The sequence below is a fragment of the Mesorhizobium temperatum genome, from assembly GCF_002284575.1.
Taxonomy (GTDB): domain Bacteria; phylum Pseudomonadota; class Alphaproteobacteria; order Rhizobiales; family Rhizobiaceae; genus Mesorhizobium; species Mesorhizobium temperatum.
In genome coordinates this window covers 246657-263077 of the sequence record NZ_NPKJ01000075.1, presented here as the reverse complement: position 1 = coordinate 263077, position 16421 = coordinate 246657, and the positions used below count along the sequence as shown (strand labels likewise).

At 64.1% G+C, this 16421-nt stretch carries 15 protein-coding genes, 1 pseudogene and 1 riboswitch; of the genes and pseudogenes, 5 read left to right on the top strand and 11 right to left on the bottom strand.

All coding sequences use genetic code 11. The features are described 5' to 3' along the window. The first annotated feature begins 5 nt into the window (after positions 1-5). Positions 6-675: pseudogene (locus CIT26_RS33050) on the top strand (phytochelatin synthase family protein). A gap of 110 nt (positions 676-785) precedes the next feature. Here the strand turns inward: CIT26_RS33050 and doeB are convergent. From doeB to ehuR, 10 genes are all read right to left on the bottom strand, one after another. Further along, the gene (gene doeB, locus CIT26_RS33045) at positions 786-1787 is read right to left on the bottom strand and encodes a N(2)-acetyl-L-2,4-diaminobutanoate deacetylase DoeB (protein WP_095496464.1); all 1002 of its coding nucleotides are present in this window, start codon (positions 1785-1787) and stop codon (positions 786-788) included. A 5-nt stretch (positions 1788-1792) separates the two neighbouring features. After that, on the bottom strand, positions 1793-2983 hold the full coding sequence (doeA, locus tag CIT26_RS33040; protein ID WP_095496463.1) for an ectoine hydrolase DoeA: 1191 nt from the start codon (positions 2981-2983) through the stop codon (positions 1793-1795). A gap of 38 nt (positions 2984-3021) precedes the next feature. After that, complete coding sequence (eutC, locus tag CIT26_RS33035) at positions 3022-4014, bottom strand: ectoine utilization protein EutC (RefSeq protein ID WP_095496462.1); 993 nt, start codon at positions 4012-4014, stop codon at positions 3022-3024. After that, positions 4011-5003 (bottom strand): hydroxyectoine utilization dehydratase EutB, encoded by a 993-nt coding sequence (gene eutB, locus CIT26_RS33030; RefSeq protein WP_095496461.1) that lies wholly within the window; start codon positions 5001-5003, stop codon positions 4011-4013. Before eutB ends, eutC begins: the two co-directional genes overlap by 4 nt. Before the next feature lie 16 nt (positions 5004-5019). Next, entirely contained in the window at positions 5020-5793 is a 774-nt protein-coding gene (gene eutA / locus CIT26_RS33025; RefSeq protein ID WP_095496460.1) for an ectoine utilization protein EutA, read from the bottom strand. A gap of 6 nt (positions 5794-5799) precedes the next feature. Further along, complete coding sequence (gene ehuD, locus CIT26_RS33020; RefSeq protein WP_095496459.1) at positions 5800-6459, bottom strand: ectoine/hydroxyectoine ABC transporter permease subunit EhuD; 660 nt, start codon at positions 6457-6459, stop codon at positions 5800-5802. Positions 6460-6475: 16 nt separating this feature from the next. After that, positions 6476-7135, bottom strand: a complete 660-nt coding sequence (ehuC, locus tag CIT26_RS33015; RefSeq protein WP_095496458.1) for an ectoine/hydroxyectoine ABC transporter permease subunit EhuC — start codon at positions 7133-7135, stop codon at positions 6476-6478. 238 nt (positions 7136-7373) lie between these two features. Continuing rightward, positions 7374-8225, bottom strand: a complete 852-nt coding sequence (gene ehuB, locus CIT26_RS33010) for an ectoine/hydroxyectoine ABC transporter substrate-binding protein EhuB (RefSeq protein WP_095496457.1) — start codon at positions 8223-8225, stop codon at positions 7374-7376. A 92-nt stretch (positions 8226-8317) separates the two neighbouring features. Beyond that, positions 8318-9103, bottom strand: a complete 786-nt coding sequence (gene ehuA, locus CIT26_RS33005) for an ectoine/hydroxyectoine ABC transporter ATP-binding protein EhuA (RefSeq protein ID WP_095496456.1) — start codon at positions 9101-9103, stop codon at positions 8318-8320. Between the two features lie 123 nt (positions 9104-9226). After that, positions 9227-10612, bottom strand: coding sequence for a MocR-like ectoine utilization transcription factor EhuR (gene ehuR, locus CIT26_RS33000; RefSeq protein ID WP_095496455.1), 1386 nt, complete (start codon positions 10610-10612; stop codon positions 9227-9229). Positions 10613-10695: 83 nt separating this feature from the next. Here ehuR and CIT26_RS32995 point away from each other — a divergent pair, with 83 nt between their 5' ends. The 4 genes from CIT26_RS32995 (at position 10696) to CIT26_RS32980 (ending at position 15333) form a co-directional block, all read left to right on the top strand. After that, on the top strand, positions 10696-11187 hold the full coding sequence (locus tag CIT26_RS32995) for an Lrp/AsnC family transcriptional regulator (RefSeq protein ID WP_095496454.1): 492 nt from the start codon (positions 10696-10698) through the stop codon (positions 11185-11187). A 130-nt stretch (positions 11188-11317) separates the two neighbouring features. After that, on the top strand, positions 11318-12811 hold the full coding sequence (locus tag CIT26_RS32990; RefSeq protein ID WP_095496453.1) for an NAD-dependent succinate-semialdehyde dehydrogenase: 1494 nt from the start codon (positions 11318-11320) through the stop codon (positions 12809-12811). Between the two features lie 33 nt (positions 12812-12844). After that, complete coding sequence (locus CIT26_RS32985) at positions 12845-14224, top strand: aspartate aminotransferase family protein (protein WP_095496452.1); 1380 nt, start codon at positions 12845-12847, stop codon at positions 14222-14224. A gap of 8 nt (positions 14225-14232) precedes the next feature. Next, positions 14233-15333: an alcohol dehydrogenase family protein gene (locus CIT26_RS32980; RefSeq protein WP_095496451.1), complete on the top strand. Its 1101-nt coding sequence runs from the start codon at positions 14233-14235 to the stop codon at positions 15331-15333. 145 nt (positions 15334-15478) lie between these two features. Here CIT26_RS32980 and CIT26_RS32975 read toward each other — a convergent pair whose 3' ends face one another. Further along, complete coding sequence (locus CIT26_RS32975; RefSeq protein ID WP_095496450.1) at positions 15479-16087, bottom strand: YkoF family thiamine/hydroxymethylpyrimidine-binding protein; 609 nt, start codon at positions 16085-16087, stop codon at positions 15479-15481. Then, a riboswitch (TPP riboswitch) is annotated at positions 16078-16190 on the bottom strand. (Overlaps the previous gene by 10 nt.) Positions 16191-16421: the final 231 nt, after the last annotated feature.

The following is a 16421-nucleotide window of genomic DNA, read 5'->3' as shown; positions in this document are numbered from 1 at the left end:
CAGCAATGAAGCGCAGTCTCGCTTTCGGTGTGATTGTGATCGCCGTCGTCGGCCTGCTGGGCGGCAGCGCACTTTTGATCGCTGGTCAGTCCAGAGTCTCGCAAGGTGCAATCCAGTCATTGGTTATCCGCACCCCCTGAATTGATTGACAGCGCCTGGAAGCTGCCCGTGGCTGCCACTTTCAATGCCGACGTCACATGGCAATCAAACGGATCAAGGTGCGGCCCGGCAAGTGTCGCGAACACATTCCGCTCCATCGGCGAGGAGGAGACAACCGAAGCCGAAGTCCTCGCGGGAACGGGAAAGTGCTGGACAGGCTTCTGCATCATCGGGCTCACGCTGGACGAGCTTGCCGAGGTCGCTCGAATGAACACCAAGCGGAAGGTCTCCGTACTTCGGAATCTGAGCGCCGATGCGTTTCGCGAGCACAGGAGGCGCGCCAACGATCCCGGCCGCCGTTACATCGTCAACTTTACCCGTGAGAAGATTTTCGGCGCCGGCGCTGGCCATTTTTCCCCGGTCGGAGGGTATCTGGAGGCCGAGGACATGGTCTTCGTCCTCGACGTAAACGAGGACTACAAGCCCTGGCTGATCGAGCGTGAGCGCCTGTTCTCAGCCATGAACACAATCGATAGCGATGGCGACAAAAAGCGCGGCTTGCTGCTGATCGAGTAGCACTGTCCGCAAAGAGTTGCAGACCGCCAATGAGCGCGGTGCCTCTCGGTGCGGGCGCCGAGGCCGAGCTTGAGGAATTTCGTACGTATCTGGAAGCGATTGCCTTGCCTTCAATCGACGAGCACAGCGACCACGGCGGTGCAGTCACCCGCCTTGACCAGTCCGGGAAAATGCCGCGCGGCCAATAGACCCGACATCGTCGCCCTGATCTCCTGAGGTGCGGCACCGGTGCGGCCGATGGAGTGGATGCGCGCCAGGACCTGGCCCTCTTCGACCGGCTCGCCCAGATCGATCATCGTCTCGATCATCCCGTCGTCCTCGGCGAATGAGAAGCAATCGCCCGACGGCATGTCCAGCCAGCGGGTCGGCTGCATCTCGACCGCACCGGCGACAATGCCGGCATGGCGCAGCACATTGAGCACGCCGCGACGCGCGATCCGCACCGTTTCGGCGCGGGAAGTCCCACCGCCGCCAAGCTCGGTTGTGATGAACAGCTTGCCCATCTCTTCGGCGGCAGTGTCGAACATGCCGACCGCATCGATTTCCAGCATCTTCATCGACCACGGCGCCGAGAACGCTTCGACCGCCGCGAACCCCTTCGCTTCCAGCACCTTGTCGGGCCGGATATGGGCGGCGCAGAACGGCACGAAGTCGAGCGTCTTGCCGCCGGAATGGAAGTCGAGCGCGATGTCGGTGCGCGGCAGCAGTTCGCGCTGGAAGTAATCCGCGATCTTCTCGGTCACCGTACCGTCGGGCCGGCCGGGAAAGCTGCGGTTGAGATTGCCCTTGTCGATCGGCGAGGTGCGGGTGCCGGCACGGAAGGCCGGATAGTTCATCGCCGGCACGATAATCACCGTGCCGCTGACTTGCTTCGGATCGAGCGTGCGGGCGAGATCGTAAAGCGCCAGCGGCCCCTCATATTCGTCGCCATGATTGCCGCCGGTGAGCAATGCGCTCGGCCCGCTGCCGTTGCGGATCACGCAGATCGGGATCATCACCGATCCCCAGGCGGAATCGTCACGGCTATAGGGCAGTCGCAGGAACCCGTGCTGCACGCCGTCGCGTTCGAAATCGACGGTCGGCGTAATCGGTGATGGGCGGAGGTGGGACATCGGGCTCAATCCTTCACCACCAGTTTACGCGGCACATTGGCCAGGCACTCGACCCCTGTCTCGGTGATCAGGATGGATTCGGTGATCTCGAGCCCCATCGTCTCCAGCCACAGGCCGGTCATGAAATGGAAGGTCATGCCCGGCTTCAGCTCGGTGCGGTCGCCGGGGCGCAGGCTCATCGTGCGCTCGCCCCAATCCGGCGGATAGGAAAGCCCGATCGGATAGCCGGTGCGGTTGTCCTTGACGATGCCGTATTTCTTCAGCACCGCGAAGAAGGCGTTGGCGATGTCTTCGCATGTATTGCCGGGCTTTGCCGCCGCAAGCCCGGCCTCCATACCTTCCAGCGTCGCCTTTTCGGCATCGAGGAATTCCTGCGTGGGTTTACCAAGGAACACAGTCCGGGAAAGAGGACAATGGTAGCGGTTATAGCAGCCGGCGATCTCGAAGAAGGTGCCCTCGCCCGATTTCATCGGCCTGTCGTCCCAGGTCAGATGCGGCGCCGACGCATCGGCGCCCGACGGCAGCAGCGGTACGATCGCCGGATAGTCGCCGCCAATCTTTCCCTCTGGCCCGTCGACACCGCGGGTGCCGGCATCATAAATCTCGGCGACCAGGTCGCATTTGCGCATGCCGACCTCGATCTTGTCGACGATGCGCTGGTGCATCACTTCCACGATGCGGGCGGCTTTGCGCATATAATCGATCTCGGTCGGGCTCTTCACCGCGCGCTGCCAGTTGACGAGTGCAGTGGCGTCGACGAAGCGGGCGCTGGGCATGTGTTTCTGCAGCGACGCGAAGGCAGCGGCCGAGAACCAGTAATTGTCCATCTCGACGCCGATGCTGAGCTTGCCCCAGCCGCGATCGGCCAGTACCTGCGAGAGAAAATCCATCGGGTGGCGCTCGGTCGACTGCACATAGTGGTCGGCATAGCCGACGATGTTGTCGTGCGCGAGATAGGCGGTGCGCTTGGCACCGTTGGCGTCCTGGCCGCGCCCGTACCACACCGGTTCGCCCGACGGCGGCACGATGACGGCCTGGTGCACGTAGAACGACCAGCCGTCATAGCCGGTCAGCCAGGCCATATTGGACGGATCGCTGACAACAAGGAGATCGACACCCTTGGCCTCCATGGCCTTCCGTGTCTTGGCGAGGCGCTCCGCATATTCGCCGCGCGAGAATTTCAAATTAGGCTGCATTGTTCTTGGTCCTCGTTTGTTGGGCCTCGCGGCCGGCATCAGCTTTCGAAAATCGTACCCGTCTTGGCCGCCCGGGCACGGTCGCGGGCGAGCGTGGCGATCGCCGTGTCCTGCACGCCGGTGCCGGTGAGGTCGGCGATGGTGATGTCGCTGTCCGAACGCCGGCCATGTCTTTCGCCGGCGATGATCTGGCCGAGCTCGGTAATCTCGGCATCGGCCGCCATCACGCCCGCCGCGATGGCATGATGCAGCTCGCCCAGCAGCCGCGTCTGTTTCGCGCTGTCGGCGACGTAGAGATCGGCCATGCGCAAGATCGCCGGCGCGATCTCGTTCTTGTGCTCGGCGTCCGAGCCCATAGCGGTGATGTGCTGGCCGGCAGAGACGAAGCCGGCTTTGATCAGCGGCTCGGTCGACGGCGTAGTGGTGACGATGATGTCGGCGCCGGCCGCCGCCGTGGCCGCGTCGGGCTCGGTGCGCACGACGATGCCCAGCTTTTCGCGCAATGCATCCGCCGCGGCTTCGGCCTTCGCGGCATCCCTCGCCCAGATCCGCGCCTCGGCGATCGGCCGCACCAGCATAAGGGCCTCGAGCTGCAGCCCCGCCTGGACGCCGGCGCCGAAGATCGCGGCGACAGAGGAGTCGGTTCGCGAAAGATGTTTCGCCGCGACCGCTCCGGCCGCCGCCGTGCGGACATCGGTAAGATAACCGTTGTCGAGCAGCAGAGCCTCGACCAGCCCTGTTTTTGACGACAGCAGCACCATCATGCCGTTGACGCTGGGCAGGCCGAGCTTCGGATTGTCGAAGAAGCCGGGACTGATCTTGATGGCAAAACCGTCGATCCCTGGCACATAGGCGGTCTTGACGTCGACCTCGCCGCGATGCTCGGGAATGTCGAGCCGCAGGATCGGCGGCATCGCCACCGGCAATGTGGCAAGCGCTCGGAACGCATTTTCGACGCAGGCGACGGCATCGAGATCGAGCTTCACGATCGCGCGCAGTTCGGCTTCGGTGAGTATCGTCATCCGGCTCATGCGGCGCTCTCCTCAATTGCTTCGCCACAAACGACTTTCCTGTGCAGCGTCATGTCGATGTTGCGGCCCGACAGAATGAGCACAGTGGGGCCGCTCGCCCTGACCTTGCCGGCAAGCACGGCGGCGATGCAAACCGCGCCGGCGCCTTCGACGATCTCGCGCTCCTGTTCATAGGCATGGCGGATACCGGCGGCGATCTCGTCCTCGCTGAGCAGGATTACGTCGTGGAGCAGGTCGCGGCACATCGAGAAGGTCAGCCGGTTGTCGAGGCCGACGCCGCCGCCGAGCGAATCCGCCAGCGTTGGCAGTTCCTCGACCAAAACTGGATGTCCGGCGTCGAGGCTCGCCTTCATCGCCGCACCCCGCGCCATCGAAACGCCGATGACCTTCGTGCCGGGGCTGACGCCCTTCACGGCAGCGGCGACACCAGCCGCCAGCCCGCCGCCTGACAGAGGCACCAGCACGAGGGCGGCGTCCGCAACCTGCTCGATGAGCTCCAGCCCAAGCGTGCCTTGCCCGGCGATGATATCAGGATGATCGAAGGGCGGCAGCATGATCAGCCCCTCTTCCGCGACCAGCCGGTCGACCTCCTGCTGCGCATCGTCCTGGCTGTTGCCGACGATGCGGATCTCGGCGCCAAGCCGGCGGATTTCATCGAGCTTATTCTGCGGCACCAGTCGCGACATGCAGATCGTCGCACGCATGCCTTCGAGCTTTGCCGCATGAGCCAGCGCCCGGCCGTGATTGCCGGTCGAGGCGGCGACCACGCCGCGCGCCTTCTCCTCGGCGTTCAGCGACGCGATGGCGTTCGAGGCGCCGCGCAACTTGAAGCTGCCGGTGGTCTGCCGATGTTCGAGCTTGAGATAAACGGGCGCGCCCAAGTGCCCGGAAAGACTCGGGGAAAGCACGGTCGGCGTGCGCTCGACCTTGCCTGCGACGCGCTCGCGCGCCGCGCGGATATCGGAGAGGGTGACGTCGTTCGCGGTCATGACCTTTGCTCTGCAATCAATTCAAAGGCAGCGTCATCAGACGGCCGAATTCGGCACGCGGCTCGTCGTCGCCGCAAAGCCGCAGGCAGTTCCAGGCCGTTGCCTGGTTGCTGGTCACGACCGGACGGCCGATTGCCTCTTCCATGCCGACCACGGCAAGTGCTGCCCGCAGCGCTGTGCAGGAGACGAACAGCGCGTCCGCCTGCGCATCGGTCGCCTCGCGCGCCAGATCGACCAGCGACGCCGGCGCAATCCGCGCCATCTCGCGGTCGTCGTCGAAGCCGAGACAGGTGAAGCTGGCGATCTCGAAACCGTGCGCCGCGAAATAGGCCGCCATCGGCCGGCTGGTCTCGACCGTGTAAGGGGTGAGAATGCTGATCGTCCTGGCGCCCAGCGCCTTCAAGCCGCGCACCCCTGCCATCGGCGGTGTGACCACGGGCACGCCGGGCTTGGCCGCCTGCACCGCCGCCTCGATCTCGGCATCGCCGATGACCACGGAGGCCGAGGTGCAGGAATAGCAGATCGCGTCGAGTGGCTCATCGGGCAGGATGAGCGCGGCGCCCGCCGTCAGCGACGGCTGCATCTTGCGCAAATTGTCCGGCGTCGTCGGATTGGCGTAGGGAATGCGCGCGACATAGACGCCGATCCGGTCGCTTGCCACCATGCGGCGAAAATCCGGTTCGGTCGTATGGTCGGTGGCAAGGATGATCAATCCGATGCGCTTTTCCAGCGGACGCGCGTCGAGCGCCGGCCGTGTCGGCGTCAATCTGATTTCGGGCAAGTGTTTCATGAAAGACTATCTCTCGATCTTGCCGTAGCGGCGTTCCAGCCAGCGCAGCAGCACGACCGAGAATAGGCTGATGACGAGGAAGAAGGCGCCGACCAAAGTCATCGGCTCGACATAGCGGTAATAGGTGTTGGCGACGCTCTTGGCCTGGTTCATCAGTTCCAGCACGGTGATCGCCGACAGCAGCGGGGTCTCCTTGAACATCGCGATGAAATAGTTGGCAAGCGCCGGGATCATCGGCGGAATCGCCTGCGGCATGATGATGTTGGTCCAGGTCTGCCTGGCGTTCAGATTGCAGGCCTTGGCGGCTTCCCATTGGCCGCGCGGCACATTGTCGATACCGGCGCGATAGACCTCGGCCGTGTAGGTGCCGTAATGCAGGCCGAGGCCGATGACGCCGGCCACCAGCGGCGGCAGCAGGATACCGATATCCGGCAGCACGTAGAAGATGAAGTAGAGCTGCACCAGCAGCGGCGTGCCGCGGATGAACTCGGCGAGGAAGCCGACGGTGCGCGACAAGGCCTTGTTCGGCGAGCGTCGCGCCAGCGCGATGGCCAAGCCGACGATCGCTGCCAGAACCGAGCCGAGCAGCGTCGCCAGGATGGTGATCTTCACGCCCTGGATCAGCGTCGGCATGATCTCCCAGACGAAATTCCAATCCCACTCCATTATGAGACCCGATCCATCAGACGCGCACCCCGTCGAGGCCGCGCGCCATACGGCGTTCCAGCGAACGCACGCCCCACGAGATGATCAGCGCAAGGGCGAAATAGATGATGAGAATTGTAGTGAACGGCACCATCGTATTGCCGGTCTGCGAGCGCACGACCTGGGCCTGGAAGGTCAGGTCGGTGAGCGAAATCAGCGAAACGACGGCGGTGGCCTTGAGCAATTCGATGGCGTTGTTGCCGAAGGTCGGCAGCATGACCAGCAGCGCCTGCGGCAGGATGACATGGCGCATGGCTTGCCAGCGGCCGAGATTGACCGCGATGCAGGCCTCATACTGTTCGCGGCCGATCGACTGGATGGCGCCGCGCACCACCTCCGCCGCATAGGCGCCGACATTGAGGCCGAGCGCCAGCACGCCGGCCTGCAGCGGCGTCAGCGAAATGCCGATGAACGGCAGCACGAAATAAGCCCAGAACAGCTGGACGAAGATCGAGGTGCCGCGGAAGAATTCGATATAGGCGGTGGCCAGCGCCCGAATGGCGAAAAAACGCGACAGCCGTCCCAGCCCGGCGAGAAAGGCCATTATCAGGGCAAGCACCGACCCCATCAGCGTCAGCTCGATGGTAACAAGCGCTCCCTGCAATATCAGGCCGAAATAGCCGGACCATTGGGTCATGAAGTCAAGAGTTTCCAAAGTTTACAGTCGTGCGAGGCGGTAGTCCTGGCCCCTTCTCCCGTTCACGGGGAGAAGATGCCGGCAGGCAGATGAGGGGCGGCGCGAACCAACCAAAGTATGGCGCTGCCCCTCATCCGGCCTTGTTTGTGCATGTCGTTATCCCAAAACCGCTGCGCACTTTTGGGCGACATGCATTCGGGCCACCTTCTCCCCGTGAACGGGGAGAAGGAAAAGGCGCCTACTTCGCCGAGCAGAGCTTGTCGCGGCTCGTCGACATCGCTGCCGCTGCCGAGAAGCCGTAAGGCTCGATGATCTTGGCGAATTCGCCGGACTCCTTCAGCTTGGCCAGCTCGACGTCATAGGCGTCGCGCAGCGCCTCGTCGCCTTTCTTGAAGGCCGCGCCGTCGCAATAGACCGGTGCGCCGACCACCGGGGCGACGACTTCGAGGTTCGGATCGTTGGCCTTCTTGACCAGATCGTTGATCGACAGCACCGGCAGCGAATAGGCGTCGATGCGGCCGTCCTGCAGCATCTTCAAGCCGCTCTGGCCGTCCGGCACGACGATGACGCGGTCACGCGGTACGCCGGCAGTGAGCGCCAGCTTCTCCTCGGTACCGCCGCCCGGCGCCCCGATCGTCGCGGTGGCATCCTTGGCGACATCCTCGTAGCTCTTGAAGCCCTTCGGGTTGCCCTTCTTGACCAGCATCGCCTCGGCGTCGCACAGCACCGGCTCCGAATAGGCGACCGCCGCGCAGCGCTCCGGTTTCATGAACAGGCCGGCGGTGACGACGTCGAAACGGCCCGCCTGCAGGCCGGGGATCATGGCGCCATATTCCGAGATCGAGGCGACGATGTCGTTGACGCCGAGGCGCTTGAAGATTTCACGCGCTACGTCGGGCGCCGCACCCGAAACCTTGCCGTCGGCCGCAACCGCCGTATAGGGCGGTTCATTGGCGATGGCGACGCGGGCGAAGCCCTGTGCCTTGAGCTCTTCGAGCTTGCTGTCGTCGGCCGATCCCGCGGTCGAGGCGGCCAGAATCGCGGTCAGTGCAACACCGGCCAGGCCGGCCAGAATGCCAAGTTTCTTCATTGTTCCCAACTCCTTGCTTCTCTTCTTGGTTCGCTTTGGTCGAGACGGCTTCGCCGCCCTTTGAGGACGGCGTCGCCGCCTTGGCATGGCAGTCAGACGCGATGTCCGGCCGCGATGATCTTCTTCAGGAAGCTTTGCGTGCGCTCCTGCTTGGGATTGCGGAAAATCTCGTCGGGCTTGCCTTCTTCGACAATCTTGCCGCGGTCGAAGAACAAAACCCGGTCGGCGAAATCATGGGCAAAACCCATTTCGTGGGTGACGAGCAGCATGGTCATGTCGGTCTCGGAGCAAAGCCGCCACAAAACATTCAGCACCTCCTCGACCAGTTCCGGATCGAGTGCCGATGTCACCTCGTCGAACAGCATGATCCTGGGCTGCAGCGCCAGTGCCCGGGCGATCGCCACACGCTGCTTCTGCCCGCCGGAAAGCTGCGCCGGCATCGCTTTGGCCTTGTCGGCCATGCCGACCATGTCGAGCAGTTCCATCGCCCGTTTTTCGGCGGCGGCGCGCGGCATGCCCTTGGTCAGGATCGGCGCCAGCGTGACGTTGTCGATGACGCTCTTGTGCGGAAACAGGTTGAACAGTTGGAAGACCATGCCGATCTTCTGGCGCATTCTTGCCAGATGCCGTTCGTCGGCGGCCAGCAACTGGCCGTTGCGCTCCATGTGGTAAAGCTGCTCGCCGTCGATCTGGATGTGGCCACTGTCGATCCGCTCCAGCGTCATCAGGATGCGCAGGATCGTCGTCTTGCCCGAGCCGGACGGGCCGATCAGCGCCAGCTTCTCGCGCGGCATGACCTGCATCGACAGGCCGTCCAGCACCTTGAAGGTGCCGAAGCTTTTCGAAATGCCGTCGATCTTGATGATGGGCGCGGACAATGAATTCCCCGTGCTGGAGAAGCTTGGTGCCTTCAACGATGCGGAACGCGCCAAATCATGTCAATCAGAAAATAAACTCATGACAATGTTTCTAGCTCCGCACAATTTCGCGGCAATATCTGCCTAGATCGCCAGCAGGAGATGCTCCGGATCGCCGAGCAGAAGTTTGGTGACAACGCTCAGGCCGGCGCGCAGTTCCCCCTCGGTGGTCGAGCCCAGCGAGATCCGAACCGCTGGCTGCCAGGGCGCCGCCGAGATACGGAACGATGTGCCTGGTGCGATCGCCACGCCCTGCAGGCGGGCCTGCGAGACGAAACTCTCCTCGGCGCGGTCGCCGGGCAGCTGCAGCCACAGATGCAATCCGTCGCGATGGACACGATAGTCGACCCCGGCAAGCACCTGGGCGGCAATCTCCTGCCGCCGCCGTAGTGCTAAACGCTGCCAGCGGACGAGCTCCATCGCCGTGCCGTCGGTCACCCATTTTGTCGCGATCTCGGCCACCAGCGGCGTCGCCATCCAGTTGGAGACGAGATGCCGGTTGGCGACGGCGGCGGCATAGCGGTCGGGTGCCGCGAGATAGCCGATGCGCAGGCCCGGCACGACGATCTTGGTGAAGGAGGTGACGTAGAGCGTGCGCTCGGGCGCGAAGGCGGCGATCGGCGGCGGACGGCCCTCGACCAGGGGGCCGAGCACGTCGTTTTCGATGATGGCGATGTCGTACCGGCGCGCCACCGCAGCGATCTGCTCGCGCCGCGCGGCATCCATAAGCGTTGCGGTCGGGTTGATCACCGAAGGCTGCACGAACACGGCGCGGATGTCGGAAAGCCGGCACGCCTCGTCCAGCGCCTCCGGGATCAAGCCGTTGTCGTCGATCGGCAGGCCCTCGAGGTTGAAGCCGAGATAGCGCGCCAGCGGGATCAGCGTGTGGTGGCCGATCGCCTCGGTGGCGACGGTCGAACCGGGCGGCGCCACGCTCATCAGCGCCACCGTCATGCCGGCCGTGGCGCCGTTGGTCAGGCTGACATTCTGCGCGGACACGTCGAGACCGCAGTGCCGCAGCCATTCGACCGCCACCGCGCGGTGGCGTGGGAACACCATGTTCGGCCTGAACGACAGCGCAGAGCTCGACGGCAGGTTTTCGGCAAGCCAGCCCAGCGCCTGCTTCAGCCGCTCCAGATGCATCGGCTCGCAGACCGGCTTCAGGATCGAGAGGTCGATGACCTCGCCAAGGCGTTCCGGCAGATAGGGCGGCTCCGGCTCGCGGCGCTGCGTCTGCACGAAGCTGCCGCGGCCGATCTCGCCGGAGACCAGGCCCCGGCGGATCAGTTCCTCATAGGCGCGGCTGACTGTCTGCACCGAAAGCTTCAATTCGTCGGCCAGCCGGCGATGCGTCGGCAGCCGCGCGCCATTGGCCAGCCGCCCATCATGGATGGCGCGCGCGAACTGATCGGCGAGCGATTGATAGGCCGGCCGCCGGATGAGCGCGGGATCTGGACGCCACAATGTCATGACATATTAGAGATCGAAATCAGTGCAATTGACAATCGAAATAATGCGCCGTCATGGTGTCGGGGACGAAAAAGTGGACGCTCATGGCCGCACCAAAACTCGATCAGATCGACCTCAAAATCCTCGACGCGGTCCAGCGCGACGGGCGCATCACCAAGCTGGCGCTCGCCGACAAGGTCGGCCTGTCGCCGACGCCGTGCTGGATGCGGCTGCGCAAGCTGGAAAAAGCCGGCATCGTCGCCGGCTATCACGCCAAGGTTGCGATGCGCGCCGTCGCGCCGGTCGCAACCGTACTGATGGAGGTGACGCTGGCCAGCCACCGCCAGGCCGATTTCGACCGTTTCGAGCGCGTCATCCGCGACGTCCCCGAAATCGTCGCCTGCTGGTCGGTGGGCGGCGGCGTCGACTATCTGCTGAAGGTGATGGCGCGCGACATCGACGCCTACCAGCGGCTGGTAGACGCCCTGCTCGAACGCGAGATCGGCATCGATCGCTATTTCACCTACATCGTCACCAAGACGGTGAAGGAGGAGGTCGCCTTGCCGGTGGCGGATCTGTTGCCGGTGTCATCGTGACACTAGAGAGATCGTCTGCCCGAGCGATGCAATAGAGACAATCTCTCTACGGGCGGGCGCCCAAACAGCCTCTCTGTCTGCTGCACGCGGATAGTCTTCCCGTATCACTCCGAACCGGGAGACCTCGAACATGTCCGCGCATTTTGCCCGCCCACAACGCCACGAAGCGCTTGACCGCCTCGCCGATCGCCGGCTGCTGCGCGAACTCGCCTATGTTGACGGCCACTGGACGGCGAGTGAGGCCGCCGAGAGTTTTGAGGTGACCGACCCTGCCACGGGCGCCACCGTTGCCTGGGTTGCCGCGCTCGATAGCAGGCAGACGAGCAAGGCGATCGACGCTGCGTCGCGTGCCTTTCCCGCTTGGCGCGCGGCTCTCCCACAGGAACGCGCAAGAATCCTGCGAAAATGGTTCGACCAGATCATCGCCGCCAAAGAGGACCTGGCGCTGTTGATGACGCTGGAACAGGGCAAGCCGCTTAGGGAATCGCTTGGCGAGATCGACTACGCCGCCTCCTTCGTCGAGTGGTATGCCGAGGAGGCAAAACGCCTCAACGCCGAAAGCGTCACCAGCCATTTGCCGAACGCCGAGATGATGGTGCGACGCGAACCGCTCGGCGTCGTCGGCGTCGTCACGCCATGGAATTTTCCCGCGGCCATGCTGACCCGCAAGGCCGCGGCCGCCCTTGCCGCCGGCTGCACGATCGTGGCGCATCCTTCGTCGGAAACGCCGCTGTCGGCATTGGCGCTGGCCGAGCTCGGCGAACGCGCCGGCCTGCCGGCTGGCGTCTTCAACGTTCTCACCGGCAAGGCTTCGACCATCGTTGGGCGGATGTGCGAAGACGCTCGCGTCCGCGCCATGAGCTTCACCGGCTCGACCGAGATCGGCAGGCTGATCGCCGCGCAAAGTGCGCCGACGATGAAGCGGCTGGTGATGGAGCTTGGCGGTCATGCCCCGCTGATCGTCTTTGCCGACGCCGATCTCGACAAGGCCGTGACCATCGCCGTCGATGCCAAATTCGCCACTTCCGGCCAGGATTGCCTCGCCGCCAACCGCATCTATGTCCAGCGCCCGATCTACGACCGTTTCTGCGCCGCTTTCGCCAGGCGCATCGAAGCGTTGCGGACCGGCAATGGCCTGGCTGATGATACCGACATCGGGCCCTTGATGCACGAGCGCGGCGTCAAGAAGGTCGAGGAGCAGGTCGCCGATGCGCTGTCCCATGGCGCACGCTGCCTTACCGGCGGCAGCCGCCATGTGGCCGGGCCGCTGTTCTACCAGCCGACCCTGCTCGCCGACGTCACTGACGACGCGCTGATCATGCGTGAGGAAACCTTTGGTCCGGTCGCTGCGGTGACGCCCTTCGACAGCGAAGGCGAGGTCGTCGCCCGCGCCAATGCCACCGAATACGGCCTCGTCGCCTATGTCGTCACCGAGAACGGCGGCCGCCAATTGCGCATGGGCCGTGCGCTCGACTACGGTATGGTCGCCATCAACCGCGTGAAAATCACCGGCGCGCCGATCCCATTCGGCGGCGTCAAACAGTCCGGTATCGGCCGCGAGGGCTCGCGCCACGGGCTCGAAGCCTTTACCGATCTTAGATATCTCTGCCTGGACGTGGCCTAAACCGCGCCCGATACTTCCTTAGGAGTAAAAAAGATGCTCGACCAGTCCAACGAACTCGCCGCCTGGGATCGCGACCATTTCTTCCATCCCTCGACCCATATGGGCACCCACGCGCGCGGCGAGAGCCCGACCCGCATCATCGCCGGCGGCGAAGGCGTCACCATCTGGGACAATAATGGGCGCAAGAGCATCGATGCCTTCGCCGGGCTTTACTGCGTCAATGTCGGCTATGGCCGCCAGAAGATTGCCGACGCCATCGCCGCCCAGGCCAAGAACCTTGCCTATTACCACGCCTATGTCGGCCACGGCACCGAGGCCTCGATTACGCTTTCCAAGATGATCATCGACCGGGCGCCGCAAGGCATGTCGAGGGTCTATTTCGGCCTCTCCGGCTCCGACGCCAACGAAACCAACATCAAGCTGATCTGGTACTACAACAACGTGCTCGGCCGGCCGGAGAAGAAGAAGATCATCTCGCGCTGGCGCGGCTATCACGGCTCCGGCGTGATGACGGGATCACTGACCGGGCTCGACCTGTTCCACAACGCCTTCGACCTGCCGCGTGCGCCGATCCTGCACACTGAGGCACCCTACTACTTCCGCCGCGCCGACCGCTCGATGAGCGAAGAACAGTTCTCGCAATACTGCGCCGACAAGCTCGAGGAGATGATCCTCGCCGAAGGTCCGGACACGGTCGCCGCCTTCATCGGTGAGCCGATCCTCGGCACCGGCGGCATTGTGCCGCCGCCCGCTCTCTACTGGGAAATGATCCAGGCGGTGCTGAAGAAATACGATGTGCTGCTGGTCGCCGACGAAGTGGTCACCGGTTTTGGCCGGCTGGGCACCATGTTCGGCTCCGACCATTACGGCATCAAGCCCGACCTGATCACCATCGCCAAGGGCTTGACCTCGGCCTATGCGCCGCTCTCGGGCGTCATCGTCTCGGACAAAGTCTGGCAGGTGCTGGTGCAGGGTTCCGACAAGCTCGGATCGCTCGGCCATGGCTGGACCTATTCAGCGCATCCGATCTGCGTTGCCGCCGGTGTCGCCAATCTTGAACTGATCGACGAGATGGACCTGGTGACCAACGCCGGTGAAACCGGCGCCTATTTCCGTGCCGAACTGGCGAAAGCCGTCGGCGGCCACAAAAACGTCGGCGAGGTGCGCGGCGACGGCATGCTGGCGGCGGTCGAGTTCGTCGCCGACAAGGACGACCGCGTGTTCTTCGACGCCTCACAGAAAATCGGACCACAAGTCGCGACAGCCCTTGCAGAGCGCGGCGTCATCGGCCGCGCCATGCCGCAGGGCGACATTCTCGGCTTCGCGCCGCCGCTCTGCCTCACCCGCGAAGAGGCAGACATCGTCGTCTCCAAGACGGCCGATGCGGTGAAGAGCGTGTTTGCAAACATCTGAAAACTGACATGAACGCCATGACCAAAACCCTCCCCGCCACCATGGCCGCCGTGCAGCTGACCGGCCACGGCGGACCGGAAAAGCTCGTCTACCGCACCGACGTGAAAGTGCCCTCGCCCGCCCCGGGCGAGGTGCTGGTCAAAGTCACCGCTTGCGGCATGAACAACACCGATGTCTGGGTGCGACAGGGCGCCTACGGCACGGAAGAGGACGCAGCCGCGGTATCGACCTGGCGGCGGCAAGGCAACACGCTGACCTTCCCGCGCATCCAGGGCACCGACACGGTCGGCCACATCGTTGCCGTCGGCGCTGGTGTATCGCCAGCTCGCATCGGCGAGCGGGTGATGGTCGATTTCTCGATCTACAACCGCGACGACGATTCACTCGCCGACATCGACTATATGGGCCACGGCCGCGACGGCGGCTATGCCGAGTACCAGACCGTGCCGGCCGAGAACGCCCATGTCGTCGCCACCGAGCTGACCGATGTCGAACTCGCCACTTTCTGCTGCGCTTATCTCACCGGCGAACAGATGCTGGAACGCGCCGCATTGAAGGCCGGCGAACGCGTGCTGGTCACCGGCGCGTCGGGCGGCGTCGGCTCCGGCATCGTGCAGCTGGCGCGGGCGCGCGGCGCCATCCCCTATGCCGTCGTCGGCAAGGGCAAGGAACAGGCCGTGCTCGACATCGGAGCCGAGGCGGTGATCACCCGTGGCGCCGCCGATCTGCCTGCTGCCGTGAACGACGCGACCGACGGCCAGCCGATCGACGTGGTTGCCGACCTCGTCGGCGGTGCGATCTTCAATGACCTCTTGCGCATCCTTCGGCCCGAAGGCCGCTACACCACCGCCGGCGCGATTGCCGGCCCGGTCGTGCAGCTCGATCTGCGCACCATGTATCTCAAGCAATTGCAGCTGCACGGGTCCAGCCAGGGCACGCGACACGATTTCCGCCGAATCGTCCGCTACATCGAGGAGAAGAAGATCCGGCCGCTGGTCGGCGGTGTCTACAGGCTCTCCGATTTCCACCGCGCCCAGGCGGATTTCATTGCCAAGGATTTTGTCGGCAAGCTGGTGGTCGTTCCGGATGCCGTTTCGGATCGCCGATAAGAGCCAGGGCGTGTTGGGATTCAGGTCAGGCCGAGCCGAATGGTGGATTCCGAGAACCGGAACGGAGCGTAACGTTTGGGTGCGAGTACCGGAAGCGCAGGAGACCGCCGTTCGCAAGCCGGCATCACCTGAATATCGACACGCCCTAACGAGGGCTCGGGCTGTTCGCCGATACGGTGAGATCGAGTGCGACATGGCCTTGCGGCGCGCCGAAGCGAAGGAAGGCTTCCGACAGCGTCGCGAACACCGGCCCGGCGTCGCCTCTCAGCTTGGTGCAAAAATTCTTCGACCTGTCGAAGACGCCCGAAGTCTTGAGGAAGTCGATGCAGCCATAGATCTCGTCCATGTGATGGCCCTCGCCGAGCGGATAGAGCGAGAACTGCGCGGCGACCTCTTGTCCGAGCTTTTTCGCGCCGTCGACATGCGCCCGCGCCGCGCCGATGCGCTCGGCCAGGGAGAGCTCGTGACCGCTGCCGGAAATCGGTGTGCAGATCGGATCGTCGGGCTCGCCCGGGCAGCCGCGCGACACCGTCGCCGACAAGACGCAATGCGCGCCACCTGCCGCCGCCGAGGCGAACAGATCGCGCATGGCAGGGAAAAGCTGTTCGGGCGGGCCGACGATCAGCGTCGAGATGTCGTCGGTCTCGATGCGGAAATTCGGCCGATAGGAATCCATCGCCGAAATAGCTTTGAGGATGACGCCGACGAAATCGTCGCACATCGGATACAGGGAAATCTGTGCACCTGAAAACATAGTCGCCTCGCTCCGCTGGCATTACCCAGATCAGCTTGAGGGACCGAAGGCTTGGCACCTTCCATCTCAGCCCCGACAATACGGAGCGCCCCTGTCGATATGGGCGACGTAGCACCGGCGCAAAGGATGTTCAAGTATGGTTTAGGCAGTCGCTTTAGCGAAGCTGCCGATCTCCCCCCTTGCGGGGGAGATGCCCGGCAGAGCAGAGGGGGGTGCTGTCCCTCGAACCTCTCAAGACCTGGGTTCCTCGCCCACCGCGAAGCGGGGGAGAGGTGGCCGCGAAGCGGCCGGAGAGGGGGGCTTTCGTAGGGCGCGGTTCCCCCTCTCCGTCTCG